Genomic DNA, 25,767 nt, shown 5'->3' with positions numbered 1-25,767 from the left:
AACGGAGGGATACCCCAAATGTCCGACCAGCCTGACCGCGTCCTCGTCACCGGCATTTCCGGTTTTCTCGGCGGCCATGTCGCCCTGCAGCTCCTCGCCCAAGGCTACACCGTCCGCGGCTCGCTGCGCAGCCTCGAGCGGGCCGAAAAGGTGAGGAAAACCCTCGCTGCCCATGGCGCCGACACTGCGCGGCTGGAGTTTGTCGCCCTCGACCTCCTCGCCGACAAGGGTTGGGCAGAAGCGATGTCCGGCGTGCGCTACCTGCAGCACGTCGCCTCGCCCTTCGTGCTCGAAATGCCCAGGGACAAGAACGACCTGATCCGTCCTGCCGTCGAAGGCACCCGGCGCGCCGTCACTGCCGCCTTCACCGCCGGCGTCGAGCGCGTCGTCGTCACCTCTTCGATCGCCGCCATCGCCTATGGCCATGACGACTACAGCCGCACCTTCACCACTGCCGACTGGACCAATCCCGATAGTCCCAAGGTCAGCGCCTACGCCGAATCGAAGCTGCGCGCCGAACGCGAGGCCTGGGCTGTCGCCGATCGCTTCGGCGCGCGCGACCGGCTCGCCACCATCAATCCCGGCGCCATCCTCGGCCCGCTGCTCGACGAGGATGTCGGCACCTCGGGCCTGTTGGTGCAGCGGCTGCTCAACGGCTCCATCCCGGCCGCGCCGAAGATGAGCTTTTCCATCATCGACGTCCGCGACGTCGCCGCCGCCCAGGTGGCGGCCATGACCGCGCCAACCGCGGGTGGCAAACGTCACATCCTCGCCGACCGCGAGATGAGCCTGTTCGAGCTGGCCACCGCGCTCCGCGCCGCGCTGCCCCAGGTCGCCGGCCGCGCCCCGCGCTTCGAGCTGCCCAACTGGGTGGTTCGGCTGATCGGCCTGTTCGATCCGCAGATCGGCTCCAACACCGCCGAACTCGGCCACGTCAGGCGCGTCGACGGCAATAGCGGCCGCCTTCTGCTCGCCCGCCCCACCATCCCCGGGCCCGACGCCGCCGTCGCCACCGCCCGGAGCCTCGTCGCCCAGCGTCTCGTCGCCTGAAAAAAGGACTGGTCCTCGGCGCGCGGATTGGCTAATAAGCGCGCCATCGAAGCGGGGCTGTAGCTCAGTTGGGAGAGCGCATCGTTCGCAATGATGAGGCCAGCGGTTCGATTCCGCTCAGCTCCACCACTTCGATCTTCACGGTTATTGATATCAAACAGTTAGCGGCCGCTTTTGGCTAACCTCTCTCTCGGTTAGCCAATGTACTGTTCAGCAGGCGTTCTCTGAAGCGGACGTTGCGAACCCACAAAGGCTAGCGTCGTCGAAACAGTCCACCGCCACTGCCGCGCCGCACGAGGCCGATGATGACGAGAAGGATGACTGCGCCGATAGTCGCACTCACTATGGCTGCGACCACGCCGGATCCCAAGGCGATGCCAAGTTGCGGGAGCAGCCAGCTACCGATCAATGCTCCGACAATACCGACGGCCATGTCGCCGATTAAGCCAAGTCCAGAACCCTTCACGATCAGGCCGGCCAGCCACCCAGCGACCAGGCCGACGAGGAGTATGATCAACAAACTTTCGGTGCTCATTTGCATGTTCCCAGACCCCCACAAGGAAGAAAGCCGCCCCGCGGGTGGCGGAGCGGCTACAGGTCCCCGAGGGCGTGGGGTCTGTGGACCAGAAAGGTCACGTTGAGAACGCGGGAACTCAGGCTTTCGTTCCAGCTCCGTCGTTGTCAGAACACGTACACAATCAGTTGCGTATTGCGACGCTGGACAGCGACCACATCGCTGGCGTCGTATCCGCTACGGCTAAGCGTGGCCATAATCAGTGCGTCGTTCACGACCGCGCCCTGCAGGGTATTGACCTTGCTGCTACGGGCGAAGATCTGGGCAACCTGGCGCTTGGCAGTCGGGCAAAGCTTGATAGGCACGATCTGCACACCGGTCGCCCGGGCCCAAGCCTTGATCTCGGCGTTGCTGATCTTGCCGTTCGCGGCAACCTGCAGAAGGTTACGCGCGTCGTTCACTGAGCACTTGATGACGAATGAACCGCCGCCGAGACTGCCGACCAGGACGTAGCCACCGCCGCCAGGTCCACCAGCGCCTCCTGGCCCGCCCAGCCCACCAGGGCCCGGAATGCCGATGTCGATATCAAGATCGAGTCCAAGGCCACCCAGGTCGAGGGTGACTGATGTGCTGGCGACGAGCCCGCTATCCGTCAGCCCAGCAGAAACGTTCGCATTGGCCAGCGGGTCGTTGGCACCCAGGTTGACGTCGAGCACGTTGTTGTTTTCACCGCCGATGCCGACGTTGACCAACGAGTCGTTGCCCGCCTCGCCCTCCTCGATCGTCACCAACCCCCCGTCGCTGCCGCCGCCACCCAGAACGCCTCCCAGAACGCCGGCGGCACTAGCAGGAGCAATACCAATCCCGACAACGAGAACCGCTGCCGTCAAAAATGCTGACATGTTGCTTCGCATATTACTCTCCTCCTAACCGGCAGAACCGGCCGATACATGTAAACGAGAAAGTAATGGCAAAGCTGCATATGAACAGTTCGGGACGCCAATATTTCGAACTATCTACAAATGTATCTATATATAAGTAATTCCGTCTGTGGCGCTTGATATTGCTTGGAAATTAGCCAGATAGTTGCATATTTTCGCCGGGGACAGAGCGTTTTGCGCTGGGATGCCATCACGATACCGCTGCACTTGTGAGGGCCGATGCGCGAAGGCTTTGGCCCGACGATGCCGATCGGCCGAGAGAAGAACTCGATCGCGACGGGTCGAGGGGCCGAGCCGGTTTCCGACCTTCGGTTCTGTGGCCCAGCCGCTCTACGACAAGAGCTGGGCGTTGCCCGATATCGAGAAAGCCTGCTGAACCGTCAGGACTCTGGTCTCACGCACGACGAGCAGTAGGTCCACACATCGCGCGAAGCGGCCGCCGGCTACGCGAGGCAAGCAATCCCGCCGCCAATCTGTATCGCACCGGGACTTTTGCGTTAGCCAACAGGCAGAAAAGTCCGTTATCATTCAATGAGTGGTCTCAGGACGGTTAGCCAGCCGAGGCCCTTGATGCAGTTTGGTTTCTGCAGACCGCTCAGCTCCACCACTTCGATTTCAACCCATTCGTGCTTGTGTTAGCGCCCAACCGGCTGGCTGTACCGCCGTCACCAGCCAGCGGTCCTTCCCCAGCCGACGCTGCCGCACGAAGCCTGCCTGCTCGAACATGGCCAGCGTGCCGTTGTGGAGAAAGGACGAAGAGACCGAGCGTCCCTCGGCGTCTTCGGGAAAGCTCTCGACCAGGCCGCCGCCCAGCCGGCTGATCTCGCCGAGGGCGCCGGCCAGCGCGGCAGCCGCCACACCCTGGCGCCGGTAGGATTTGTCGACGAACAGGCAGGTGATCCGCCAGTCCGCCGCCGGCGCCGGTTCCGCTTCGTAGGCGCGCCGCGCCTTGATGCGCGGCAATTCGGCGGGCGAGCCGAACTGGCACCAGCCCACGCAGATCTCGCTGTCGAACACCAGCGCTGCATGCGCCTCGCCGCGATGCACCCGCGCTTCCTTCTCGGTCCGGTTCTGCCCCGGCGGCTTGTGATTGCCGGTGCCCTCCGGGTGAAACGCCATGCACCAGCAACCGCCCCAGACGCCATTGTGCCGCTCCACCAGCGCGGCGAAAGCTGGCCAGGTGGCGGAATCGAGCGATCTCGTCGTTAAGTCGGCCATCGCTCCCTCGCTGGGACCCTGGAGTGCTTTCAGGAAAAGTTGCAGACTCTTCCGGTTCGAAAGCGCGACTAATCAAAGACTCAGAGCATTCACCGATTCAACGAACGGTAACTGCTCGAGGCCGCCATCAGGCCGCAGACCGCGTCGTGAAGCAACCAGGAGGACGGATCTCCTCTCGGTTGCCCCGGCGAGGTTACTTGATGCCTTTTTCGCTGATGCCCTTGTCGGCCCGCACGGTCGGGTCCTGCAGCAGCGGCGAGGCCAGGTCGACGGAGGCGCCGAGCGTCGTGCCGGTCTGCACCACGTAGTGGTTGTTGCAATCGCCCCCGACTTTGCGCGGCGGCGTGACCACCGTCCAGCCACCGCTGGAACTGGGAGGAATCTCATTTGCCCCAGCGGTCGATGCACATCCATTCGCCGTCCTTGGTCACGTAGATGGTGCCGGTCTGGAAGGCCATGGCATGGCCGGTGAGGCTCGAGATCGCAATAACGGAAAGCGCGAGGATAATGGCACGGCGCACAGCAATTCTCCCGGACTAAACTATTGATTGAACAAGGTTATCCTGAGTTGCGCCGACTGAATGGCAACTGAACATGTCTACCGGATTCCGGTCAGCTCACCGCACCCCGTTGACAACACCTGCCGCATCACGCTGATATGTGGGATCGATCTCATGTCGAGTTCCCATGGCGACGATTACCGACGTCTCGAAGAAAGCCGGCGTTTCGCGATCCACCGTTTCACGGCTGATCGCCGGCAACGGTTATGTCTCGGACGAAGCCCGCAAGGCCGTCGAAGCGGCCATCCAGGAACTCGGCTATCGCCCCAATACCATGGCGAGGGGCCTGCGCTCCAACCGATCCGACATTATCGGCGGCGTCGTCGTCAACGTCTCGAGCCCGTTCTATGCGCAGATGATCGGCGGCATGCAGGAAACCGCGCGCAGCGCCGGCAAGAGCATCATCGTCGCCTCCGGTTACGCCGATCGCGATGAGGAGGCGCACGCCATCATCGAGTTGCTCGATCGCGCCTGCGACGGGCTGATCCTCTATCTCGAAAACGCCCTGCGCGACGACGTGCTGGAGATCATCGCCCGCTCGAAGACCCCGGTGGTCACCGTCGGCGGCAACGAGTGCCCACCAGCCCGCGCTCGCGTCACCATCGACAACGCCACAGGTGCTGAAGCCGGCATGCGGCTGTTGCTCGACCAGGGCCACCGTCACATCGCCTATCTCTCCGGCGGCACCATCTATCGCGACACGCACGAGCGTCTCAGCGGCATCGACGCGGCACTGGCCGGCTTCGGGCTTGCCCGCGACGACATCTATGTCGAGCACGGCAGCTTCTCCGAAACCTTCGGCCAACAGGCGTCCGCCCGGCTGCTGGTCGAGCGCCCCGAGACCACAGCCATTTTCGCCGGCGACGACGACGTCGCGGCCGGCGCGCTGCTGGCGCTGAAGGCCGCCGGCAAGCGGGTCCCCGAGGAGATCTCGCTGCTCGGTTTCGACGACAATTTCCACGCCCGGCATCTGACCCCCGGCCTCACCACGGTGCGCCAGCCGGTCGACGAGGCCGGCCGCGTCGCCACTCGCCTCTTGCTCTCCATCCTCGATGGCGAGCCGCCGGCTGCACCTGTCATCACCATCCCCACCGAGCTGATCATGCGCCAGAGCGTCGGCCCGGCCCGGAGCCTTTCGCCGACGCCCCGCACGGTTGCGCCGGCGCTGACTGCGAGTTGACCAGAGCGAGATCAGGATCTCGCGACAACCAAGGACTACGCCTCAGGAGCTTCTTCGACTGCAAACGGCTGATCGATATGGGATCGATCTCACAGGGAGAGACAAAGCCATGCACCGACTGCGTTTACTGACCCTTCTCGCCACCACCGCGCTTACGAGCGCTACCCTTGCCACCACGGCCGACGCCGAGGTGATCATCCGCATCGCCCCGGTCCACACCGACGCGCATGTCGAGAACTACAACCCCTACAATCTCACCGGTCCGCACGCTTATGTGCAGGATTTCGCCTATGAGCCGCTATGGATCGACAATGTCTGGCACCCTGACAACGATTTCCCGGCCCTCGCCACCTCCTACGAAGTCGGCGCCGACCTGAAGAGCGTCACCTACCACCTGCGTGAGGGCGTCAAGTGGTCCGACGGCGAGCCGTTCAGCGCCGCCGACGTGGTCTTCACCTTCAACTACGCCAAGGCGCATCTCGATTTCCCCATCGGCTACGACATCTACAATGCTGAAAAGGACACCGGCTCGATCGTCGACGTGGTGGCGGTCGATGACCACACCGTCCGCTTCGAGCTGAAGACCGCCGACTCGCTGGCGCGCCTCAATATCGGCCCGGTCTTCCCGCTGCCCGAGCATATCTGGAAGGACATCGCCGACCCGGTGAACTACGCCAACCCCAAAGTGGTGGCGACCGGCCCCTTCACCGAGGTGCGCGATTTCTCGCGCAACGCCTTCAAGCTCTGCAAGAACCCGCTCTATCGCGAAGCCGCCGAGGTGAAGGTCGACTGCATCGAATACCCGCAGCTTTCCGACAACCTGCAGGTGATCGCCGCCATCACCAATGGCGATCTCGACTGGGCCACCGATGGCATCACCGATCCCGAGATCACTTATGCCAGTAAGAGCCCGGACAACCACTATTGGCTGCCGCCCGACGCCGGCACGAACCTCCAGCTCAACACCACCAAGGCGCCGTTCAACAACCTCGAGTTCCGCAAGGCCATGTCGATGGCCATCGACCGCGGCACGCTGGTCGACATCGCCACTTTCGGGCTCACCACGCCGGCCGAGTACCCGATCGGCGAAGGCATGTTCTACAAGGACTGGATCGATACGGCGGCGCTGGCGCCCTACCAGTACCTGATGACCTATGATCCTGAGGCGGCCAAGAAAGTGCTCGATGACGCGGGCTTCGTCGACAAGGACGGCGATGGCTGGCGCGATAACCCCGACGGCACCCCGATCGCCTTCAAGATGGCCGTGCCGGCCGGCTGGGACGACTGGGTGAACACGCTGCAGACCGTCTCGGAAAACCTCCAGGATATCGGCATCAACGGCGAGATGGAGACGCCCGAGGAAGGCGCCTGGTTCGACAACATCCCGACCGGCAATTTCGACGTCTACATCATGTGGACCAACCTGAGCTCCACCCCCTGGTTCACCTATTACTCGATGTTCAACCCGCGCTCGATGGTGCCCGGCACGCTCAACGAGCAGGCCATGCACCAGATGAAGATCCCGGGCATCGAGGCTGATCTTGCCGCCATCAGCGCCACCGCCGACGTCGCGGTGCAGAAGGAAAAGATCACCTCGGTGATGAAGCAGGTGGCTGAGAACCTGCCGGTGATCACGCTGTTCTCGAACCCCGCCTGGTACGAGTATTCGACCCGCAACTTCACCGGCTGGCCGGACGAGTCCAACGCCTGGGCCCGCCCCAACAACCCCGCCGGCATCCACGAACGCGTCAAGGTGCTGCTGAGCCTGTCGCCAGTGGTGAAGTAGTCTCGGAGTCGCTGCCCTCGCGTCCCCTCTCCCCTCAGGGGAGAGGGTCAGGGTGAGGGGTGCAGCCTCTACACTCGCGTTCCGCGGCAGCACGCCACCGTGCGATGCTGCAGCAGAGAGCAGGCTGACGATCTGAACCCCTCACCCGGCGCTGCGCGCCGACCTCTCCCCTGAGGGGAGAGGTGACCGAGGCCAAAGGATAGGCAATGGCGTTCTTGCTGAGACGGCTAGGCTTCTATTTCGGGGCGTTCTTCGTCGCGATCACCCTCAATTTCCTGATCCCGCGGCTGATGCCGGGCGACCCGGCCACCCGCATCCTGTTGTCGCTGCGCGGCAAGCTCCGGCCCGACCAGATCGACGCCATCCGCAAGACCTATGGCTTCTCGGGCTCGCTGTGGGACCAGTACCTGCAATATCTCTGGCGCCTCGCGCATTTAGATTTCGGCATCTCGACGGTCAATTTCCCCGAGCCGACGGCGAGCCTCCTATTCTACGCCGCTGGCTGGACCCTGGTCCTCGTCGGCGCCGCTACCACCCTCTCCTTCGGCATCGGTATCACCATGGGCATCTGGTCGGCCTGGCGCCGTGGCGGCTTCTTCGACACCTTCTTCACTCCGATCAACGTGATGCTCAACGCCTTCACCCCGGCGGTCGTGGCGCTGCTGCTCTGGTACGCTTTCACCATGCAGTGGCCGATCTTCCCGCTCGGCCGGGCCCACGAAATGAACCTCACCCCCGGCTTCAACCTCGAAACGCTGCTGAGCGTCGCCTGGCATGCCGTGCTGCCAGTCGCCTCGATCGTCATCGTCAGCTTCGGCGCCTGGCACCTGGGCATGCGCAACACCATGATCAACCTGCTCAACGAGGATTTTGTGCTGCTCGCCAAGGCCAAGGGCCTATCCGACCGGCGCATCCGCAACCGCTATGTAGCGCGCAACGCCATCCTGCCGCAGATCACCTCGCTGGCGCTGTCGATCGGCTTTGTGCTGGGCGGCGCCTTCATCACCGAGGTGGTGTTCAACTATCCCGGGCTCGGCAAGTTCACCCTCAACGCCATCCAGACCCGTGATTACTCCTTCATCCAGGCGCAACTGATCCTGCTGACCATGAGCGTGCTCGTCGCCAACCTCGCCTCCGACGTCCTTAACGTCATCCTCGACCCCCGTCTCCGTTCGGCAGGGAGGGCATGATGATGGCTCTGTGCAAGCTGCCCCCCCTCGCACCGGCCTGGCTGTTGGAGGTCTCCCCATGACCGACATCCTCCCCGCCATTACCACCACGCCACCGCGCGCCGAGCTCACCGCCCCCACCCAGCGCGAGCTGATGGCCGAGCTCGGCCTCAAGCCGCGCTCGCGCCTCCTCGCCAGACTCCCCGGCTGGGCCCAGCTGTTCGTCACCAACAAGAAGGGCCTGTTCGGGCTCGCCATTCTCGCCATCTTCATGATCCTGGCGCTGCTGGCGCCGCTGATCACCCCCTATGACCCCTATCGCCGCGCCGGTAAGCCGCACGTGCAGCCGGGGGTCGAGCACTTCCTCGGCACCTCGCGCCAGGGCAAGGACAATTTCAGCCAGTTGCTCGAAGGCAGCCGCGCCAGCCTCACCGTCGGCTTCATCGCCGGCTTCTCGGCCACCCTGATCGGCCTCGCGGTCGGCATTTCCGCCGGCTATTTCGGCGGCAAGACCGACGAGGTGCTGACCTTCTTCGTCAACGTCTCGCTGGTGCTGCCGGCGCTGCCGCTGATCATCGTCCTCGCCAGTTTCATCGAGGAGGCGTCGCCGACCGTAATCGGCCTCGTCCTTGCCTTGACCGGGTGGGGCTGGAGTGCGCGCACCATCCGCACCCAGACCCTGGCGCTGAAGAACCGGGAATTCGTGCTCGCCGCCGAGCTGATGGGCGAAAAGAAATGGCGGATCATCGTGCGCGAGATTCTGCCCAACATGAGCTCGTTCGTGGTCGGTGGGTTCGTGCTCGCCACCATTTACGGCATCCTCGCTGAGGCGGCGCTGGAGTTCATCGGGCTGGGCAGTCCCAACTCGGTGACCTGGGGCACCATGCTCTACTGGGCCATGCGGGCGCAGGCGCTGCAGACCGGCGCCTGGTACGAGATCTGGCCGCCTGCCATCGCCATCATGCTGACCGGCGCGGCGCTCGTCATGGTCAACTTCGCCGTCGACGAGATCACCAACCCGCAGCTCGCCGCCACCCGCCGTATCGGCCCCATCCGCCGCTTCCTCCGGCGCCGCAACCGGAGTGCCGACTTTGTCTGACGCACCCCTCATCGAGGTCCGCAACCTCACCGTCGACTATGTCGGCGCCAACACCGTGTCGCGCGCCGTCAACGGCATCGACTTCGACATCCGCCCCGGTGAAGCTTTCGGGCTCGCCGGGGAAAGCGGCTGCGGCAAATCCACCGTCGCCTTCGCATTGGCCCGGCTTACCCGGCTGCCCGGCCTCGTCTCGGGCGGCGCCGTGCGTTTCATGGGCGAAGACGTGCTGAGCTTTTCGGCCGAGCGGTTGCGCCGTTATCGCTGGAGCGAAGTCAGCTTCGTCTTCCAGTCGGCGATGAATGCGCTCAACCCGGTGATCAAGGTCTCCGAGCAGATCGAGGACGCCATCCTCGCGCACCGGCCGAAAGCCAGCCGCGCCGAAACCCTGGCCCGCGCCGCCGAACTGTTCGAGCTGGTCGGCATCAGCCCGCGCCGTCTCGACGATTATCCGCACCAGTTCTCGGGCGGCATGCGCCAGCGCATCTGCATCGCCATGGCGCTGGCGCTCGAGCCCAAGCTGATCATCATGGATGAGCCCACCACCGCGCTCGACGTGGTGGTGCAGCGCGACATCATCGAGCAGATCTGCGAGCTCAAGGCCCGCTTCGGCTTTTCGGTGCTGTTCATCACCCACGACCTCGGGTTGATGATCGAGTTCTGCGACCGCATCGGCGTGATGTATGCCGGCGAGCTGGTGGAAGTGGCGCCGGCTAGCGCTATCCTCACCGCCCCGCAGCACCCCTATACCAGGGCGCTCGGCCGCTCCTTCCCGCCGCTCAGCGGGCCGCGCGTCCGCCTCGAGGGCATTGCCGGCTCGCCGCCCAGCCTCAGCGCCCTGCCCGAGGGGTGCCGCTTCTCGCCCCGTTGTGGCGAAGCCATCCCGGTCTGCGTGCGCCTTGCCCCCGAACTCCGCCCCACGCCCGCCACCGGAGGAGAAGCAGCATGCCATCTGCTGTCATGAGCCAAGCGCCCATCCTCGAGATGCGCGATGTCGACATGCGCTTCGTGCTTGGCGGTCTCGTCGGCAAACGCACGACGCTGCGGGCGCTGAGCGGCATTTCGCTCCAGCTCACCCCCGGCCGCGCCTTGGCGCTGGTCGGCGAATCCGGCTCCGGCAAATCCACCTGCGCCCGCATGCTGGCCCGGGTCTACGAGCCAGCCGCCGGCGAGATCAGCTTCCGCGGCACCGATGTGGGAAAACTCAGCGGCAAGGCGCTGACCGACTATCGCGCCGAAGTGCAGATGATCTTCCAGGATCCATTCGGCTCGCTGAACCCCACCCAGACCATCGGCTATATCCTCGAGCGGCCGCTCCGCCTCCACCGCCCCGAGCTCAGCAGCAAAGAGGTGCGGGCCGAGAGCGAAGCCCTCCTCACTCAGGTCGGTCTCGTCCCCGCTCCGGAGTATCTGAAGCGCCGCCCGCACGAACTCTCCGGCGGCCAGCGCCAGCGCGTCGCCATCGCCCGTGCCCTGTCGGTCAACCCCACCGTGCTGCTGGCCGACGAGCCCACCTCGATGCTCGACGTCTCGGTTCGCCTGGGGATCCTCAACCTGCTCGAAGACTTGAAGCGCGAGAAAAACCTCGCCGCGCTCTACATCACCCACGACATCGCCACCGCCCGCTACTTCGCCGAGGAAACCGCCGTGATGTATGCCGGGCACCTGGTCGAACAGGGGCCGAGCGAGGCGATCACCGATCACCCCCGCCACCCCTATACCCAGCTGCTGATCGCGGCGGTGCCCAACCCCAAGCACAAGATCACCGGCGCCGCGGTCCGTCGTGCGGCCGATATCCCGCTCTGGACCGCCGAAAGCCGTGGCTGCCCGTTTGCGCCGCGCTGCCCGCGCGCCACCGACATCTGCCGCGAAATCATGCCCGACCCCACACCCGTCGGCGACAGCCACATGGCCCGCTGCCACCACCTCTGACCTGACCGGACCCCCAAGGATGAACCAGCTCCTGGCGATCAACGCCCAATACCCTCAGCTGTTTTCGAGCCGCGCCATCGCCACCAACCAGGTCGGCTACGAAGCCGCCGGCCCGAAATTCGCCGTCCTGGCGCTCGGCGACGGCCCCGGCTTCACTGCGCTCCGCCTGCGTGACGCAGCGACCGGCGAGCTCGTCTTCGAGACGACGCCCGACGCGGCCGCCGGCGTCGACCGCTGGAAGACCCAGCGCTGGCAAAGCGCCGAGTTCACCGCCTTCACCGGCACCGGCCGTTTCCTGCTCGAAGCCCTCGATGCCGCCGGCGCCCGCCTCGTCTCGGAGCCGTTCGAAATCGCCGAACAGCTCTACGCCGAGCGCTTCTCTAGTGCGCTGCTCGGCTATTTCCGGAGCCAGCGCACGGCGGAGCCTTACCTCGGCGCCGACCGCGCCATCGCCTTCATCGGCAACAAGCGCAACGCCCGTGTCGACGTGCATGGCGGCTGGTACGACGCCTCGGGCGACGTGTCGAAATATCTGAGCCATCTGAGCTACGCCAACTTCATGAACCCGCAGCAGACCCCGCTGGTGGTCTGGGCGCTGTCGAAGGCGGCGATCTGCCCGCATTTCGATACCAACCTCCACGCCGCCTTCCGTACCGAAGCGCTTTGGGGCGCCGATTTCCTGGTGCGCATGTGCGACCCCGCGGGCATGTTCTACATGACGGTGTTCGACCGCTGGTCGGGCGATACGGCGCAGCGCGAGATCTGCTCCTACTCCACCCAGAAGGGCCATAAGCACGACAGCTGGGAAGCCGGCTACCGGCAGGGCGGCGGCATGGCCATCGCCGCCCTCGCCCGTGCCGCGCGGCTCAGACAGGACGGCGAATTCACCGCCGCTGAGTATCTGGCGACCGCCGAGCGCGCCTTCGCCCACCTCGAGGTGCACAACCTCGCATACCTCGACAATGGCGAGGAAAACATCATCGACGATTACTGCGCGCTGCTCGCCGCCACCGAACTCAGCCGCTCCACCCACAAGCCCGAATACCTGGTGAAGGCCGGCGAACGCGCCACGAGCCTGCTCGACCGCCTGACCGGCGGCCATGGCTATGATGGCTGGTGGCGCGCCGACAACGACACCCGGCCGTTCTTCCACGCCTCCGACGAAGGCCTGCCGATTGCCGCCTTGGTGGATTACCTCGCCATCGCCCCCGAGGCCGATCGGCCGCGCGTCTCCGCCGCGCTCGGCAAGGTGGTCCGCCAGCTCGCCAAGATCACTGCCGAGGTGGCAAACCCCTTCGCCTACCCGCGCCAGCTGGTGAAGCGCAGCGATGGCGAGATCGGCACCCAGTTCTTCTACCCGCACGGAAATGACAGCGGCTATTGGTGGCAGGGCGAGAACGCCCGCCTCGGCAGCCTCGCCTACGCGCTGCGCCGCGCCATGCCGCATGTCGATGCCGAAGCCGCCGAGCTTGCGCGCGTGCAGTCGCAGCGGACGCTGGACTGGATCCTCGGCCTCAACCCCTACCACGCCTCGATGCTGCAGGGTTTTGGCCGCAACTGGGCGATTTACGGACCCGCCAAGTTCCCCAATGCCGATGGCGGCATCTGCAACGGCATCACCTCCTCGCTTTCAGACGAAACCGATATCGGCTTCTGCGAGACCGAGGACCCGTTCCAATCCTGGCGCTGGAGCGAGCAATGGCTCCCGCACGCCGCCTGGTTCCTTCTCGCGATGACCGAGTACTGAGCCACCCGAGCTGGCGGCCGGCGCTACTGCGCCGGCACCGCCGCGCGCACTGCCGCCGGCCGCTTGTGCAGCATCCGCAGCAGCGGCTTTTCGATGCGTTCGTGGACGATCACTCCGGCGAGCAGCGCCAGGCCGATCGCTGCGGCGACCATGCCGAAATAGCTGAGCGGACCATCCGGCAGCAGGCGCGTTCCGACCCCGACGACCGCCCCGACCACGAACATGTGCACCAGGTAGGTGGCGTAAGAGGCATCTCCGAGCCTCTCCAGCCAGGCGCTGCGCGGTAGTACCGCCTCGCGCACCAGCCCCAGCACCAGCAGCGCCACCGCCAGGATGACCAGCGCCACGAAGACCGGCGCCGTCTCATGGGGTGTCTGGTCGAGCCCGAACGCCATGACCGTCGCAACGACGGCCAACCCCACCAGCCCCAGCATCGCCGGGCTCGGCAACCGCGCGAACACGCCCTTGATCTGTCCGAGGCCCACCCAGGCGCCGGCAACGAAGGCCAGCACCGCATGGGTCATGTAGAAGCTGAGCAGCGGATCGGTCGGCTTGAGCGTCGCGCCGGTCACGTAGAGCACCACGAATGCGATCGTCAGCGTCAGCACCCGTCCGGTTGCCGCCAGCGCGGCCAGCAGCGCGAATGCCAGGTAGAAGAACACCTCGTAGTTCAGCGTCCAACCCAGGCTCAGCAATGGGCTGGTGCCGCCACGCCCCGGCGCCTCGTGCGGGATGAACAGCATCGACTGCACATAGTGCGGCAACGTGAACACCGTGCTCTTGAACAGCGTCGGCACCAGCAGCGCCAGCAGCGCCGCGAGCGTGGTGAAGATCCAGTACAGCGGCACGATGCGGATCGCCCGGCGCTTCAGGAATTCCAGCGCCGAGAACGGCCCCGAACCCGAGATCGCCACCATGATGAAGCCGCTGATCACGAAGAACAGATAGACCCCGAACTGGCCCAGCCGCAGTTGCAGGTAGGTCGGGTCTGCCAGCGGATGGGCCGAGGCATGCGCGATCACCACCAGCAATGCCGCGAGGCCGCGCAGGTACTGGACCGAGTAGAGCTTGCCAGCCATCCGGGTAACCTTTCGTTTACCCTCTGCCATAGCATTCCCGCCGCCCCGCCCAAGCCCTCGTCGCGCGCTACGGTTAAGATGGCGGCGCAAACCTCGTCACAGCTGCGGCACCGCCGGAACCCGAAGGCCGCGCCATGGATTAGTCCCTCGCCAGGCCTTTCCATTGAACGGCAGCGGCGACACACTATGTGCTTGTGAATACCAGCAAACCGGCCGTCCCATGCCCGCTCCCGTCGTCGATGCCAAAGGCATCAACCTGCATCTGAAGAGCGGCGCCACTTCGCTGCACATCCTTAGGGATGTCGACCTCAGCCTCGCCGCCGGCGAAGTGACAGCGATCGTCGGCCCGTCGGGTAGCGGCAAGACCTCGCTGCTGATGGTGCTGTCCGGCCTCGAACAGGCGAGTTCGGGCGCCATCACCGTCGCCGGCACCGATATCGCCAGGCTCAATGAAGACCAGCTCGCCATCTTCCGGCGCAATGCGCTGGGCATCCTGTTCCAGAACTTCCACCTCATCCCGTCGCTGACCGCGCTCGAGAATGTTGCCCTTACCCTCGAGATCGCCGAGCCGTCGCTGCCCTGGGCCGAAATCCAGAGCCGCGCCGCTGCCGCGCTCGGCGATGTCGGCCTCGCCGGCCGCCTGACCCATCTGCCGAGCGCCCTTTCAGGCGGCGAGCAGCAGCGGGTCGGCCTCGCCCGCGCCATCGTCGGCAACCCCAAACTGCTGCTGGCGGACGAGCCCACCGGCAACCTCGATCAGGAAACCGGCGCCCATGTCATCGAGCTGATGTTCGGCATCGCCCGCGAGCGCGGCACCGCCATCCTGTTGATCACCCACGATCCCTCGCTGGCCAGGAAGGCCGACCGCCAGTTGCGCATGAACGAGGGCCATCTCAGCGAGCGGGTGCCGGCGTGAACACTGCGGCCGCGACCCTGCGCGGCTGGCTGCGGGTGGCGCTGAAAGACCTGCGCGGCGACCTCCGCCGTTTCACCATCCTGCTTGCCTGCCTGGCGCTCGGCGTCGGCACCATCACCCTTGTCGGCTCGGTCGGCGCGGCGCTGCAATCGGCGCTGCTGCGCGATGCCCGCACCCTGCTGGGGGGCGATATCGAGGCCCAGCTCTCCTATCGCGCCGCCAACCCGGAGGAGCGGCAGGCTTTCGCAGGGCTCGGCAAGCTCGGCGAAGTCGTCGAGGTGATGGGCCGCGCCGATGCGGGCGAGCAGAACAGCTTCCTCGCCATCCGCGCCGTCGATGCCAACTATCCGCTGATCGGCAGCGTCACCGTCAAGGATACCGACGCCCCGCTGCCCTCGCTCCTCGCCCCTCGCGCCGACGGCAGCTTCGGTCTCGTCGCCGATCAGTTGCTGCTCGATCGCCTGGGCCTGAAGCTTGGCGACCAGCTCACCATCAGCGATGCCACGTTTACCCTCACCGGCATTATCGGCACCGAGCCCGACCGCATCACCGCCGGCCTGCAGTTCGGCCTCCCCGTGCTGATGTCGGTCGATGCGCTCAACGCCACCGGCATCCTGGCGCCCGGCGTCCTCGCCAGCTACCGCTACAAGATCCTGCTCAATGGCACCGATCCCGATGCCGCGATGCAATCGATCGAGACCAGCTTCCCCAAAGCCGGCTGGAAGCTCGCCGGACCCAAGGACGCCACGGCCGATCTCGCGCGCTTCTTCGACATGTTCGCCCGCTTCCTCACCATCGTCGGGCTGTCCTCGCTGCTGGTCGGCGGGCTCGGCGTCTCCAACGCGATTTCGGCCTATGTCACCGAACGCCAGCGTTCCATCGCCACCATGAAGGCGCTCGGCGCCACCGGTCCGCGCATCCTCGTCCACTTCCTGACCCAGGTGATGCTGCTCACCCTCGCCGGCATCGTTCTGGGCCTCTTGCTCGGCACGCTCCTCACCATGGTGCTGCTGCCCATTCTCGGTGGCCTGCTCGGCCTCGGGCTGCCGCCGGTGGTCGACATTGTTACGCTGTGGACCGCCGCCGGCTTCGGCGCCCTCACCGGCTTCGCTTTCGGCTACCTGCCGCTGCGCCGCGCCGAGAAGCTGAAACCGGCACTGTTGTTCCGTTCCGCTGGTTCGGCCGTCGAAGGCGGGCTCGATTGGCGCGATGTGCTGAAGCCCGGCCTGTGGCTACCGCTCGGCCTCGCCGCCGCCGGCATCTATGCGCTGGCCGCCCTCACCACCGGCCGTCCGCTGCTGGTGCTGTGGTACGCCATTGGCGTCCTCGGCGCCTTCCTCGTGCTGCGCGGCGCCGCCTGGCTGCTGCAACGCGGCCTGAGGCTGATCCCGCCGCTCGGGAACGCCGCGCTCCGCAACGCCATCAAATCGATCTGGCGCCCCGGCGCCCCGGCCCCGGTGGTCATCCTGTCGCTCGGGCTCGGCCTCGCCTTGCTGCTGCTCATCGCGCTGATCGACGGGAACCTCCGCCACCAGCTCGCCCGCGAGTCGATCCCCAACGCCCCGAGCTTTGTCTTCATGGACCTGTTCGAGGACGAGGTGGACGCACTGAAAGAGTTTTCGGTGGGCGACAAATCGGTCGAGAGCTTCGCCTCGCTGCCCATGGTCACCGGCGCCATCGAAGCGATCAACGACACGCCGATCGCCGAGCTCAACCGCAAGCCGCCGGCCGAATTCGCCTTCGTGCTCGAGGGTGAAATCCCGCTCTCCGCTTCCGACACCCTGCCCGACCAATCGACCATCACCGAGGGCAGCTGGTGGCCGCCCAGCTTCATCGGCACGCCGGAAGTCTCGGTGTTCCAGCGCCTCAAGGAACCGCTCGGCCTGAAGCTCGGCGACGTCCTCACCTTCCGCGTCTTCGGCGAAGAGGTGAAGGCCAAGATCGGCAGCTTCCGCGATTACGCCTGGCGCTCGGGCAGTGTGAACTTCGGCTTCGTGCTGTCGCCCAACGCCTTCGCCGATTTCCCGCTGAGCTATCTCGGGCTGCTCAAGGCCGTCCCGGGCGAGGAAACGGCGGTGCAGCAGCGCCTCGTCGCCGGCTTCCCCGAACTGTTGTTCCTGCCGGTCGGCGAGGCGCTCGAAACCTTCGCCGCCATCCTCGCCAACGTCACCACCGCGGTCGAGGTGATCGGCGGCCTCGCCGTGGTCAGCGGCGTGCTGGTGCTGGCCGGCGCCATGGCGGCTGGTCGCAAGCAGCGCGAATCCGATGCCGTGGTGATGAAGGTGCTCGGCGCCACCCGCGGCGACGTGGTCCGCGCCTACCTCGTCGAATATGGCCTGCTCGGCCTCCTCGCCGCGGTGCTCGCGGCGTTGCTCGGCCTTGCGGGGACCTGGGCCTTTGTCGAGTTCGTGCTGGAGATCGACTTCTGGGCCGATCCGTCGCTGCTCATCTGGGTCACAGCGGGCACCATCGCGCTCGCCATCGCCGTCGGCATGCTCACCACCTGGTCGGCGCTTTCCACCCGCCCCGCGAGCTTCCTGCGCGAGGAGTGATCTCTTGATCCTCCCCCGCGTGGCGGGGGAGGGGGACCAGCGAAGCTGGTGGAGGGGGCGGCCAAAGTCTAGGTTGCGAAGAAAATTCGGAGATTTCCATGCGCCGACTGCTCTTCGCCCTCAGCCTGCTGCTCACGCCAATGGCGCATGCCGCCGAACCTGCGATCGACGAAGTGCGCGCCGCCTGGGACGCCTGCTCGAAGCTGCTCGAAAGCGCTCCCAACGACTGGACCGGCTGGCGCCGCAATTTCGACGGCGGCTATGCCGACCATTTTGAGTTCCACGATGGCGGTGACGCTGCCCCCTCGGTGCTGGTGCAGACCTGGCTGATCGATGCCATCGCCACCCAGACCGACACCTCGTGCTACCGCCCCGACGGCAGCCTCGCCTTCATCTATTCAGCGATGCTCTCCCCCAACGTGGCCGAGGGCGCCACCGGCCCCGCCCTCACTCGGGAAGGCCGGCTCTATTTCGCCCCCGACGGCCACCTGCTGCGGCTATTGAAACGCATCACCGAAGCCGGCAAGGAAGTCGCCGCGATCGACAACGCGCAATACCAGCTCGCCCGCGGCTGCGGCCTCACCGCCCCGCACGCCACGGTGGATGACGTCCGCTCGCATCTGATCGCCGAACTCGGCGACATCGAAGGCACGCGCGGCAAATATGTGCAGGAGCCGCTGGACTGGTGCGGGATGGAAGTGGAGTAGCGGGGCTCTCGATCGCCCACCCACGGGCTGTCATCCCTGCGAAGCGGATCCACCAGACGGCGCCCCACACTCGGTGTCATCCCTGCGAAAGCAGGGACCCAACTCGCCGCAGCGCAAGCGGATAGATGGGTCCCAGCTTTCGCTGGGATGACAGCCGGTGGGTGGGCACGACCATAACGTAGGGCACATAGGCCTGCGCCAGGATGACGGCCAGTTTATCCGGCTAACCCAGGGCTCAGCTCTCAACCCCCTAATCCGGCTGCCCACCCACCTTGGTCACCGCCGCCGACCCCGCCTCGATCCCCCGCCTCAGACAGGTCTCGAGATCAACCCCGCGCAATTCCGCCGAAACGAACGCCGCGGCGAACGCATCGCCCGCACCGGTCGTATCGACCACCTTCACTGCCGGCGCCGGCAGCTTCAGCTTGACACCCGACGCATCACCCACAGCCGCTCCGCCGGCGCCGAGCTTGACCACCACCCGCCCGTAGTTCGGCCCGAGTACCCGCATCTGCGTCTCGAGATCGTCGCTGCCGGCCAGCGCCACCGCCTCATCGGCATTGGCGAACAGTGTCGAGAACCCCTTGGTCCACTCGAGGAATTTCTGGGCCCCAACCTCCTCGACAAACCCCACCGAGGCCGCGTCCACCGCCACCGGGATGCCGCGCGATTGCGCCTCGCCGGCCATCCAGCGCGCTGCATGTCGCGGTTTTTCCGCGAACAGCGAATAGCCGGAAACCAGCACGTGGCGCGTCTCTTCGAGCAGCCACACCGGCATATCGGAATGCGACAGATCGAGGTTCGCCCCGCGATCGGTGAGGAAACTCCGCTCCCCGCCCGCATCGACGATGACCACCAGGATGCCCGACGGCTTGACCGGATCGGCGATCAGCACCGGATCGACATGGAAACCGCGCAGATACGCCTCGAGATGCGGCTTGTCGCGCGCCCCGACGCGGGCGACGAAGCTGACCGGCGTACCCATCGACCCCAGCCACACCGCCTGGTTGGCGCCCGAGCCGCCCGGGCGCTGCGTGATCTGTGCGCGCCGGTCCGAGCCGCGCACCAGCGGCCCCTCCGGGATCACGATGACATCGGTCATCACGTCGCCGATGACGATGACCCGACCGGTGCTGTCGTTCATTTGTTGAGCTTGGCCAGCGCCACCGCGATCTCGGAGGCGACGCGCGCATTGTTCTCGACCAGCGCGATGTTGGCGACCAGACTCTTGCCGTCGGTCAATTCGAAGATGCGCTTCAGCAGGAACGGCGTCAGCTCCTTGCGGCTCACCCCTTCCTTTTCGGCGCCCTTGATCGCCTCGTTGATCCGGCCCTCGATCTCATCCTTGTCGAGCGCCGCGCTCTCGGGGATCGGGTTGGCCACCAGCACGCCGCCCAGCCCGAGCGCGAACTGCAGCGCGATCACCTTGGCCGCGTCCTTGCCGCTTTCCACCCGATGGTCGACCTTGCCGCCCGACTGGCGGGCCCAGAACGCCGGGAAATCCGCGGTCTGGAAACCCAGCACCGGCACGCCCTTGCTCTCCAGCACTTCCAAAGTCTTGGGAATATCGAGGATCGACTTGGCCCCGGCGCACACCACCGCCACCTGGGTGCGGCCGAGCTCCTCGAGATCGGCCGAGATATCGAAGGTGGTCTCGGCGCCGCGATGCACGCCGCCAATGCCGCCGGTGGCGAACACCTGGATGCCGGCGGCTTCCGCCGCCATCATCGTCGTTGCCACCGTCGTGCCTGCCACTTCGCCCGATGCCAGCAATGCCGCGACGTCGCGGCGCGACGCCTTGGCCGCCTTGCCGCCGGTCTGCGCCAGTCGCTCGAGATCCTTGGCCGTGACGCCGACCTTGAACTTGCCGTCCATGATGGCGATCGTTGCCGGCACCGCGCCGTGCTTTTCGATCACCGCCTCGACATTCTGCGCCATCTCGAGATTCTGCGGGTAGGGCATGCCATGCGTGATGATGGTGGATTCGAGCGCCACCACCGGCTGGCCGGCGTCGAGCGCCTTCTTGACCGCGGGCGAGATGGACAGGTGCTTCTTGAGGCTCACGAGGCTTGCTCTTTCAGGTACGAGGTTTTGCCTGACTTGAACTGAAATCGTCGCGAGTTCAACTCCCGAGAGGCCGGTGGCTGTGGACCCCCACCCCTGTCCCCTCCCCCTAAGAATGGGGAGGGAGACCCTCACACTGGTGCCGGTGTTTTGGTCTCCCTCCCCCTGTTGAGGGGGAGGGGACAGGGGTGGGGGTCCACAGCCACCGGCGGCCCGCTGTTCCACCCGCTAACACCCCCGCCAAATCCCCCTAAGACCCTTGCTCCACGTCGGATTTGCCACTAGGTTTCAGCCCGGCTGGAAGGCCTGTCGCGAGGGGTCACGTCACTGCTTACCGTCATTGTTGATCCGGAGCCTCCGCCGGATCGATGGGCGCCCGGCTCCGGGCACATTGCGAACCCGAATTCTCCCGGCGCGACACCCGCGCTGCTTGGCCTACCCTCCCGCGCACCCGCTCCCCGACATAGTCGTCACCTCAGAGTGAGATCAGGAAAAGTTCTGAGACTTTTCAGTTCGATCGCGCGACAGAACACGACATCCGCACCCAATACATCGCTATTCGCCGGGCCTTGCGCCCACGATCCGTCAACCGGCGCCGCACGCGTCCGGACTATGAGGCAATGACCGCTGGCCATCCGCGGTACTGATCAAGGAGAGACCACCATGCACAAACCGATGCTCATCGCCAAAATTACCGTGGCCTTGGGAGCGCTGCTGATCGCAGCGCCGGCCCTGGCACAGGACAATGTCGTCAACATCTACAACTGGTCGGACTACATCGCCGAAGACACCATCGCCAATTTCGAAGCCGAAACCGGCATCAAGGTGAACTACGACGTCTACGACAATAACGAGATCGTCGACGCCAAGCTGCTCGCCGGCAATTCCGGCTACGACATCGTCGTTCCCTCGGGCAATTTCCTCGAGCGCCAGATCAAGGCCGGCCTGATCCTGCCGCTCGACAAGTCGAAGCTGACCAACCTCGGCAACCTCGACCCCGCCGTGATGGCAACCGCCGCCTCGCAGGATCCGGACAACGCCCATGGCGTGCCCTACATGATCAACACCATCGGGCTCGGCTACAACGTCGCCAAGGTGCAGGCGGCGCTCGGTGACGGAGCGCCGATCGACAGCTGGGACCTGCTGTTCAAGCCCGAGGTGGTCGCCAAGCTCAAGGATTGCGGCGTCGCCGTGCTCGACAGCCCGTCGGAAGTCACCGGCATTGCGCTGCACTATCTCGGCCTCGACCCGAACTCCGAGAGCGAGGAAGACCTGGCCAAGGCCGAGGCGCTGCTGACCAGCATCAAGCCGTCGATCCGCTACTTCCACTCGAGCCAGTACATCGACGATCTCGGCAACGGCGAAATCTGCCTGGCACTCGGCTATTCGGGCGACATCTTCATTGCGTCCGACGCTGCCGCACAGGCCGCTCAGGGCAACGAGGTCAAGTACCTGATCCCCAAGGAAGGCGCCGCGACGCTGTTCGACTTCCTCGCCATCCCGGTCGACGCACCGCACCCGGATAACGCCCTGAAGTTCATCAACTACATCCTTGAGCCCAAGGTCGTGGCGGCGATCACCAACTACGTGTTCTACGCCAACCCGAACCTGCCCGCGCTGGAGTTCGTAAACGAGGAAGTGAAGTCGAATCCGGGCATCTATCCGCCGGCCGAGACTATCGCCAAGGCCTTCGTGATGAAGGCGCACTCGCCTGAGTTCGAAGAGGTCTTGACCCGGACCTGGACCCGCATCAAAACCGGTCTGTAATCTCCTTCAGGGGGCGGTCCCACAACCGCCCCCTTCCTCATCAGGTGCCGCATGGCCAAGAAGCCGCAGCTCGCCATCGACACGCGCCCCTGGCGCGATCCGTCGGCCAAGCCGTTTGTGCGCATTCGCAACGTCTCGAAGAAGTTCGGCGACGTCTCGGCGGTGCATGAAGTGTCGCTCGATATCTACAAATCCGAGCTGTTCTGCCTGCTCGGCGGCTCGGGCTCGGGCAAATCGACGCTGCTGCGCATGCTGGCCGGCTTCGAGCAGCCGACCTCCGGCACCATCGAAATCGACGGCCAGGACATGACCGCCGTGCCGCCCTACCAGCGGCCGGTCAACATGATGTTCCAGTCCTACGCGCTGTTCCCGCATATGAATGTCGAGCAGAACATCGCCTATGGCCTGAAGCGCGATAACATGCCGCGTGGCGAGATCGCCGATCGCGTCGCCGAGCTCCTGAGCCTCGTGAAACTCCAGGATTACGGCAAGCGCAAGCCGAACCAGCTGTCGGGCGGCCAGCGCCAGCGCGTCGCCCTCGCCCGCTCGCTGGCCAAACGCCCCAAGCTGCTGCTGCTCGACGAGCCGCTCGGCGCGCTCGACAAGAAGCTGCGCGAGGAAACCCAGTTCGAACTGGTCAAGATCCAGGAATCGCTCGGCGTCACCTTCATCGTCGTCACCCACGACCAGGAAGAGGCGATGACGCTGGCCACCCGCATCGGGGTGATGAACCAGGGCGAGATCGCCATGATCGGCGAACCGCACGACATCTACGAGTTCCCCAACTCGCGCTTTGTCGCCAGCTTCATCGGCTCGGCCAACATGGTCGAGGGCATCGTCACCGAGGACGAGCCGGACCATGTCCGCATCCGCTCGCCCGAGCTCGGCTGCGACATCTATGTCGGCCACGGCGTCGATTGCGCTCCCGACCAGATCCTGTGGTGGGCCATCCGCCCCGAGAAGATGGAGCTGAGCCGCGAGAAGCCCAAGGCGCTGAACGGCGCCAACGTCACCAAGGGCGTGGTCGAGGACATCGGCTACCTGGGCGATATGAGCGTCTACCAGTTGCTGCTCGACAGCGGCAAACGCATCCGCGTCAGCCAGACCAACACCGCGCGCGGCAACCCTGACGCCATCACCTGGGAAGAACAGGTTTACGTCACCTGGGGCGACAGCTCCGGCTCGGTACTGACGGTATGACCCTCACCGGCAACCAGTTGCCGCCGCCGCGTCGCCTCCGGCCCTGGAGCGGGCTGGAGCGCCGGCTGCGCGATGTCGGCATTTCCGGCCGCACGCTGGTAATCGCCGCGCCGGCGATCTGGCTGACCGTGTTCTTCCTCGTGCCGCTGTTCGTGGTGTTCGGCATCTCGCTCGCCACCAAGCAGTTCGGCCGCCCGCCCTATTCGCCGCTGCTCACCACCGAAGGCGGCACCGTGCAGCTGACGCTGCACCTTTCCAATTACCTGAAGCTCTTCACCGATCCGCTCTATGTCGCGGCTTACCTGAGCTCGATCCGCATCGCGCTGATCGCCACGGTGATCACCCTCTTCATCGGCTATCCGATGGCCTATGCCATCGCCCGCGCCCCGGACAAATGGCGCAACATCCTGTTGATGCTGGTGATCCTGCCGTTCTGGACCTCGTTCCTGCTGCGCGTCTATGCGCTCAGTGGCTTCATGCGCGGCAACGGGGTGATCAACCAGATCCTCGCGGTATTCGGCATCGAGCCGCTGGTGATGATGCAGACCGATTTCGCCGTCTATGTCGGCATCGTCTACACCTACCTGCCGTTCATGATCCTGCCGCTCTATACGACGCTGGTGAAGCTCGACACGTCGCTGCTCGAGGCCTCGGCCGATCTCGGCTCGCGCCCGTGGCAGACCTTCCTGTCGGTCACCCTGCCGCTGTCGCTGCCCGGCATCATCGCCGGCTCGATGCTGGTGTTCATCCCGGCGATCGGCGAGTTCGTCATTCCCTCGCTGCTCGGCGGTCCGGAAACGCTGATGATCGGCCGCGTCCTGTGGGACGAGTTCTTCGGCGCCACCAACTGGCCGCGCGCCGCGGCAGTCGCCGTCGCCATGCTGGTGGTCGTCGTCATTCCCATCCTGCTGCTGCAGAAGGCGCAGGATGCCGTGGTCGAGAAGGGCAAGTAGATGCGGCGCGGCTGGTTCCTTCCCATCGCGGCAACCCTCGGTTTTGCCTTCCTCTATCTGCCGATCATCTCGCTGGTGGTGTTCTCGTTCAACGAGAGCAAGCTGGTCACCGTCTGGTCGGGCTTTTCGACCAAATGGTATGGCGAACTGTTCGCCGACGAGCAGATGCTGGGCGCCGCCTGGCTGAGCCTTCGCATCGCGTTCTTCTCCGCCAGCTTCGCCCTGGTGCTTGGCACCCTCTGCGCCGTGGCGCTGGTGCGCTTCAAGCGCTTCCGTGGCCGCACCGTGCTCGCCGGCACCGTCTCGGCCCCGCTGGTGATGCCCGACGTGATCACCGGCCTCGCGCTGCTGCTCTTGTTCGTCGGCATGGAATCGACGCTCGGCTGGCCGGCCGGCCGCGGCATCGTCACCATCATCATCGCCCACACCACCTTCTGCATGGCCTACATCACCGTGGTGGTGCAGTCCCGCCTCTCCGACCTCGACTTGAGTTTGGAGGAAGCGGCGATGGATCTCGGCGCGACGCCGTTCCGGGTGTTCTTCGACATCACCCTGCCGATCATCGCCCCGGCTCTGGTCTCCGGCTGGCTGCTCGGCTTCACCCTGTCGCTCGACGACCTGGTGATCGCGAGCTTCGTCTCCGGCCCCGGCTCGTCGACCCTGCCCATGGTGATCTTTTCCAAGATCAAGCTCGGCGTCTCCCCCGACGTCAACGCGCTGGCTACCATCATCATCGGCGTCGTGGCGCTCGGCGTCGTCGCCGCGACGATCATCGGCCTGCGCAGCAGCAGCAAGGTGAAGCGAGCCTGACGACGTAAAGGCGACCCTCCCTTCTCCCCTCCAAGGGGGCGCAATAGCGCCTCCCGAGGGAGAAGGTGGCCGAAGGCCGGTTGAGGGGTGAAGCGTCGCAACGCGCGCTCGCTGAGAAACTGAACCCCTCACCCAAGTTTCGCTACGGACCTTCGGTCCGAGCTCCACTACCCTCTCCCCTCCAAGGGGGCGCGAGAGCGCCCCCGAGGGAGAGGGGGCACCTCCACTCGGCGCCGAGCGCGTGCGCCCCCAGTTTCGTCTTTGTGCCTGCTTGCGCCGACGCCCCGTGAGGTCTATGTGAGCCTCTGTCAGCCGAGCAATCGGCCGGCAAGTTCTCAGGGCGGGGTGCAATTCCCCACCGGCGGTAGATGGGTCGAAAGCCCAAAGCCCGCGAGCGCCTTGTGGTTCACCCCACAGGGGTCAGCAGATCCGGTGTAACTCCGGAGCCGACGGTATAGTCCGGATGAAAGAGAACGGGATTTACGCTGGCTCTGCCGGCGCGGCCCCTCATTTCGGAGGGTTTCCG

Annotated in this window: 23 protein-coding genes, 1 tRNA gene and 1 riboswitch; of the genes, 16 read left to right on the top strand and 8 right to left on the bottom strand. The window is 65.4% G+C overall.

Going from position 1 to position 25,767, the window contains the following annotated elements; translation table 11 throughout:
• The first annotated feature begins 18 nt into the window (after positions 1-18).
• Complete coding sequence (locus ACSQ23_RS08860; RefSeq protein WP_055875467.1) at positions 19-1,050, top strand: NAD-dependent epimerase/dehydratase family protein; 1,032 nt, start codon at positions 19-21, stop codon at positions 1,048-1,050.
• Between the two features lie 53 nt (positions 1,051-1,103).
• Positions 1,104-1,179 (top strand) — tRNA-Ala (locus tag ACSQ23_RS08855).
• A gap of 124 nt (positions 1,180-1,303) precedes the next feature.
• On the opposite strand, the gene ACSQ23_RS08850 is transcribed toward ACSQ23_RS08855, so the two are convergent.
• The 5 genes from ACSQ23_RS08850 to ACSQ23_RS08830 form a co-directional block, all read right to left on the bottom strand.
• Positions 1,304-1,591, bottom strand: a complete 288-nt coding sequence (locus ACSQ23_RS08850) for a GlsB/YeaQ/YmgE family stress response membrane protein (RefSeq protein ID WP_055875464.1) — start codon at positions 1,589-1,591, stop codon at positions 1,304-1,306.
• Positions 1,592-1,731: 140 nt separating this feature from the next.
• On the bottom strand, positions 1,732-2,478 hold the full coding sequence (locus ACSQ23_RS08845; protein WP_156387237.1) for a hypothetical protein: 747 nt from the start codon (positions 2,476-2,478) through the stop codon (positions 1,732-1,734).
• 642 nt (positions 2,479-3,120) lie between these two features.
• Positions 3,121-3,723: a hypothetical protein gene (locus ACSQ23_RS08840; protein WP_055875458.1), complete on the bottom strand. Its 603-nt coding sequence runs from the start codon at positions 3,721-3,723 to the stop codon at positions 3,121-3,123.
• A gap of 193 nt (positions 3,724-3,916) precedes the next feature.
• On the bottom strand, positions 3,917-4,075 hold the full coding sequence (locus ACSQ23_RS08835; protein WP_156387236.1) for a hypothetical protein: 159 nt from the start codon (positions 4,073-4,075) through the stop codon (positions 3,917-3,919).
• Between the two features lie 31 nt (positions 4,076-4,106).
• Positions 4,107-4,244 (bottom strand): hypothetical protein, encoded by a 138-nt coding sequence (locus tag ACSQ23_RS08830; protein ID WP_156387235.1) that lies wholly within the window; start codon positions 4,242-4,244, stop codon positions 4,107-4,109.
• A gap of 166 nt (positions 4,245-4,410) precedes the next feature.
• On the opposite strand from ACSQ23_RS08830, the gene ACSQ23_RS08825 reads away from it, so the two are divergent.
• From ACSQ23_RS08825 to ACSQ23_RS08795, 7 genes are all read left to right on the top strand, one after another.
• Complete coding sequence (locus tag ACSQ23_RS08825; protein WP_055993723.1) at positions 4,411-5,463, top strand: LacI family DNA-binding transcriptional regulator; 1,053 nt, start codon at positions 4,411-4,413, stop codon at positions 5,461-5,463.
• A 109-nt stretch (positions 5,464-5,572) separates the two neighbouring features.
• Complete coding sequence (locus ACSQ23_RS08820; protein ID WP_436090370.1) at positions 5,573-7,249, top strand: ABC transporter substrate-binding protein; 1,677 nt, start codon at positions 5,573-5,575, stop codon at positions 7,247-7,249.
• Positions 7,250-7,455: 206 nt separating this feature from the next.
• A complete protein-coding gene (locus ACSQ23_RS08815; protein ID WP_055875447.1) occupies positions 7,456-8,439 on the top strand; it encodes an ABC transporter permease in 984 nt (327 codons plus the stop codon).
• 58 nt (positions 8,440-8,497) lie between these two features.
• Positions 8,498-9,517, top strand: coding sequence for an ABC transporter permease (locus ACSQ23_RS08810; RefSeq protein WP_082527890.1), 1,020 nt, complete (start codon positions 8,498-8,500; stop codon positions 9,515-9,517).
• Entirely contained in the window at positions 9,510-10,478 is a 969-nt protein-coding gene (locus ACSQ23_RS08805; protein ID WP_055875443.1) for an ABC transporter ATP-binding protein, read from the top strand. Before ACSQ23_RS08810 ends, ACSQ23_RS08805 begins: the two co-directional genes overlap by 8 nt.
• Entirely contained in the window at positions 10,460-11,446 is a 987-nt protein-coding gene (locus tag ACSQ23_RS08800) for an ABC transporter ATP-binding protein (RefSeq protein WP_055875440.1), read from the top strand. Before ACSQ23_RS08805 ends, ACSQ23_RS08800 begins: the two co-directional genes overlap by 19 nt.
• Positions 11,447-11,465: 19 nt before the next feature.
• A complete protein-coding gene (locus ACSQ23_RS08795; RefSeq protein ID WP_436090369.1) occupies positions 11,466-13,193 on the top strand; it encodes a glycoside hydrolase family 9 protein in 1,728 nt (575 codons plus the stop codon).
• A gap of 23 nt (positions 13,194-13,216) precedes the next feature.
• Here ACSQ23_RS08795 and ACSQ23_RS08790 read toward each other — a convergent pair whose 3' ends face one another.
• On the bottom strand, positions 13,217-14,272 hold the full coding sequence (locus tag ACSQ23_RS08790) for an acyltransferase family protein (RefSeq protein WP_055875437.1): 1,056 nt from the start codon (positions 14,270-14,272) through the stop codon (positions 13,217-13,219).
• A gap of 220 nt (positions 14,273-14,492) precedes the next feature.
• On the opposite strand from ACSQ23_RS08790, the gene ACSQ23_RS08785 reads away from it, so the two are divergent.
• The 3 genes from ACSQ23_RS08785 to ACSQ23_RS08775 all read left to right on the top strand — a co-directional run bounded on the left by ACSQ23_RS08785 (position 14,493) and on the right by ACSQ23_RS08775 (position 18,447).
• Complete coding sequence (locus ACSQ23_RS08785) at positions 14,493-15,188, top strand: ABC transporter ATP-binding protein (RefSeq protein ID WP_055875434.1); 696 nt, start codon at positions 14,493-14,495, stop codon at positions 15,186-15,188.
• A complete protein-coding gene (locus ACSQ23_RS08780; protein WP_436090368.1) occupies positions 15,185-17,740 on the top strand; it encodes an ABC transporter permease in 2,556 nt (851 codons plus the stop codon). The genes ACSQ23_RS08785 and ACSQ23_RS08780 overlap by 4 nt, the downstream gene beginning before the upstream one ends.
• A gap of 98 nt (positions 17,741-17,838) precedes the next feature.
• Positions 17,839-18,447, top strand: coding sequence for a hypothetical protein (locus tag ACSQ23_RS08775; RefSeq protein WP_436090367.1), 609 nt, complete (start codon positions 17,839-17,841; stop codon positions 18,445-18,447).
• A gap of 250 nt (positions 18,448-18,697) precedes the next feature.
• Here ACSQ23_RS08775 and ACSQ23_RS08770 read toward each other — a convergent pair whose 3' ends face one another.
• Together ACSQ23_RS08770 and ACSQ23_RS08765 are read right to left on the bottom strand one after the other, a co-directional pair.
• Positions 18,698-19,591: a carbohydrate kinase family protein gene (locus ACSQ23_RS08770; protein WP_436090366.1), complete on the bottom strand. Its 894-nt coding sequence runs from the start codon at positions 19,589-19,591 to the stop codon at positions 18,698-18,700.
• The gene (locus tag ACSQ23_RS08765) at positions 19,588-20,511 is read right to left on the bottom strand and encodes a pseudouridine-5'-phosphate glycosidase (protein ID WP_436090365.1); all 924 of its coding nucleotides are present in this window, start codon (positions 20,509-20,511) and stop codon (positions 19,588-19,590) included. Before ACSQ23_RS08765 ends, ACSQ23_RS08770 begins: the two co-directional genes overlap by 4 nt.
• Before the next feature lie 663 nt (positions 20,512-21,174).
• Here ACSQ23_RS08765 and ACSQ23_RS08760 point away from each other — a divergent pair.
• Genes ACSQ23_RS08760 through ACSQ23_RS08745 form a run of 4 tightly spaced genes read left to right on the top strand, consistent with a single transcriptional unit; the run spans position 21,175 to position 25,241 of the window.
• The gene (locus ACSQ23_RS08760; RefSeq protein WP_055875417.1) at positions 21,175-22,278 is read left to right on the top strand and encodes a polyamine ABC transporter substrate-binding protein; all 1,104 of its coding nucleotides are present in this window, start codon (positions 21,175-21,177) and stop codon (positions 22,276-22,278) included.
• Positions 22,279-22,329: 51 nt separating this feature from the next.
• A complete protein-coding gene (locus ACSQ23_RS08755; RefSeq protein ID WP_436090364.1) occupies positions 22,330-23,478 on the top strand; it encodes an ABC transporter ATP-binding protein in 1,149 nt (382 codons plus the stop codon).
• Positions 23,475-24,431: an ABC transporter permease subunit gene (locus ACSQ23_RS08750; RefSeq protein WP_436090363.1), complete on the top strand. Its 957-nt coding sequence runs from the start codon at positions 23,475-23,477 to the stop codon at positions 24,429-24,431. Before ACSQ23_RS08755 ends, ACSQ23_RS08750 begins: the two co-directional genes overlap by 4 nt.
• Positions 24,432-25,241 carry an ABC transporter permease subunit gene (locus ACSQ23_RS08745; protein ID WP_436090362.1) on the top strand — a complete coding sequence of 270 codons (810 nt, stop codon included), beginning with the start codon at positions 24,432-24,434 and terminating at the stop codon, positions 25,239-25,241. It abuts the gene before it with no gap.
• A gap of 327 nt (positions 25,242-25,568) precedes the next feature.
• Positions 25,569-25,720, top strand: a riboswitch (FMN riboswitch).
• Positions 25,721-25,767 lie beyond the last annotated feature (47 nt).

The organism is Devosia sp. LjRoot16 (genome assembly GCF_964252795.1).
Lineage (GTDB): Bacteria > Pseudomonadota > Alphaproteobacteria > Rhizobiales > Devosiaceae > Devosia_A.
The sequence above is the reverse complement of the archived record's forward strand: the minus strand, read 5'-3'. Positions and strand labels throughout refer to the sequence as shown.

Bases quoted from the DNA above. Each gene is read 5' to 3' on its own strand.
- ACSQ23_RS08860 (WP_055875467.1), top strand. From the start codon at position 19: ATGTCCGACCAGCCTGACCGCGTCCTCGTCACCGGCATTTCCGGTTTT.
- ACSQ23_RS08850 (WP_055875464.1), bottom strand. From the start codon at position 1,591: ATGCAAATGAGCACCGAAAGTTTGTTGATCATACTCCTCGTCGGCCTG.
- ACSQ23_RS08845 (WP_156387237.1), bottom strand. From the start codon at position 2,478: ATGCGAAGCAACATGTCAGCATTTTTGACGGCAGCGGTTCTCGTTGTC.
- ACSQ23_RS08840 (WP_055875458.1), bottom strand. From the start codon at position 3,723: ATGGCCGACTTAACGACGAGATCGCTCGATTCCGCCACCTGGCCAGCT.
- ACSQ23_RS08825 (WP_055993723.1), top strand. From the start codon at position 4,411: ATGGCGACGATTACCGACGTCTCGAAGAAAGCCGGCGTTTCGCGATCC.
- ACSQ23_RS08820 (WP_436090370.1), top strand. From the start codon at position 5,573: ATGCACCGACTGCGTTTACTGACCCTTCTCGCCACCACCGCGCTTACG.
- ACSQ23_RS08815 (WP_055875447.1), top strand. From the start codon at position 7,456: ATGGCGTTCTTGCTGAGACGGCTAGGCTTCTATTTCGGGGCGTTCTTC.
- ACSQ23_RS08810 (WP_082527890.1), top strand. From the start codon at position 8,498: ATGACCGACATCCTCCCCGCCATTACCACCACGCCACCGCGCGCCGAG.
- ACSQ23_RS08800 (WP_055875440.1), top strand. From the start codon at position 10,460: ATGCCATCTGCTGTCATGAGCCAAGCGCCCATCCTCGAGATGCGCGAT.
- ACSQ23_RS08795 (WP_436090369.1), top strand. From the start codon at position 11,466: ATGAACCAGCTCCTGGCGATCAACGCCCAATACCCTCAGCTGTTTTCG.
- ACSQ23_RS08790 (WP_055875437.1), bottom strand. From the start codon at position 14,272: ATGGCTGGCAAGCTCTACTCGGTCCAGTACCTGCGCGGCCTCGCGGCA.
- ACSQ23_RS08785 (WP_055875434.1), top strand. From the start codon at position 14,493: ATGCCCGCTCCCGTCGTCGATGCCAAAGGCATCAACCTGCATCTGAAG.
- ACSQ23_RS08775 (WP_436090367.1), top strand. From the start codon at position 17,839: ATGCGCCGACTGCTCTTCGCCCTCAGCCTGCTGCTCACGCCAATGGCG.
- ACSQ23_RS08770 (WP_436090366.1), bottom strand. From the start codon at position 19,591: ATGAACGACAGCACCGGTCGGGTCATCGTCATCGGCGACGTGATGACC.
- ACSQ23_RS08760 (WP_055875417.1), top strand. From the start codon at position 21,175: ATGCACAAACCGATGCTCATCGCCAAAATTACCGTGGCCTTGGGAGCG.
- ACSQ23_RS08755 (WP_436090364.1), top strand. From the start codon at position 22,330: ATGGCCAAGAAGCCGCAGCTCGCCATCGACACGCGCCCCTGGCGCGAT.
- ACSQ23_RS08750 (WP_436090363.1), top strand. From the start codon at position 23,475: ATGACCCTCACCGGCAACCAGTTGCCGCCGCCGCGTCGCCTCCGGCCC.
- ACSQ23_RS08745 (WP_436090362.1), top strand. From the start codon at position 24,432: ATGCGGCGCGGCTGGTTCCTTCCCATCGCGGCAACCCTCGGTTTTGCC.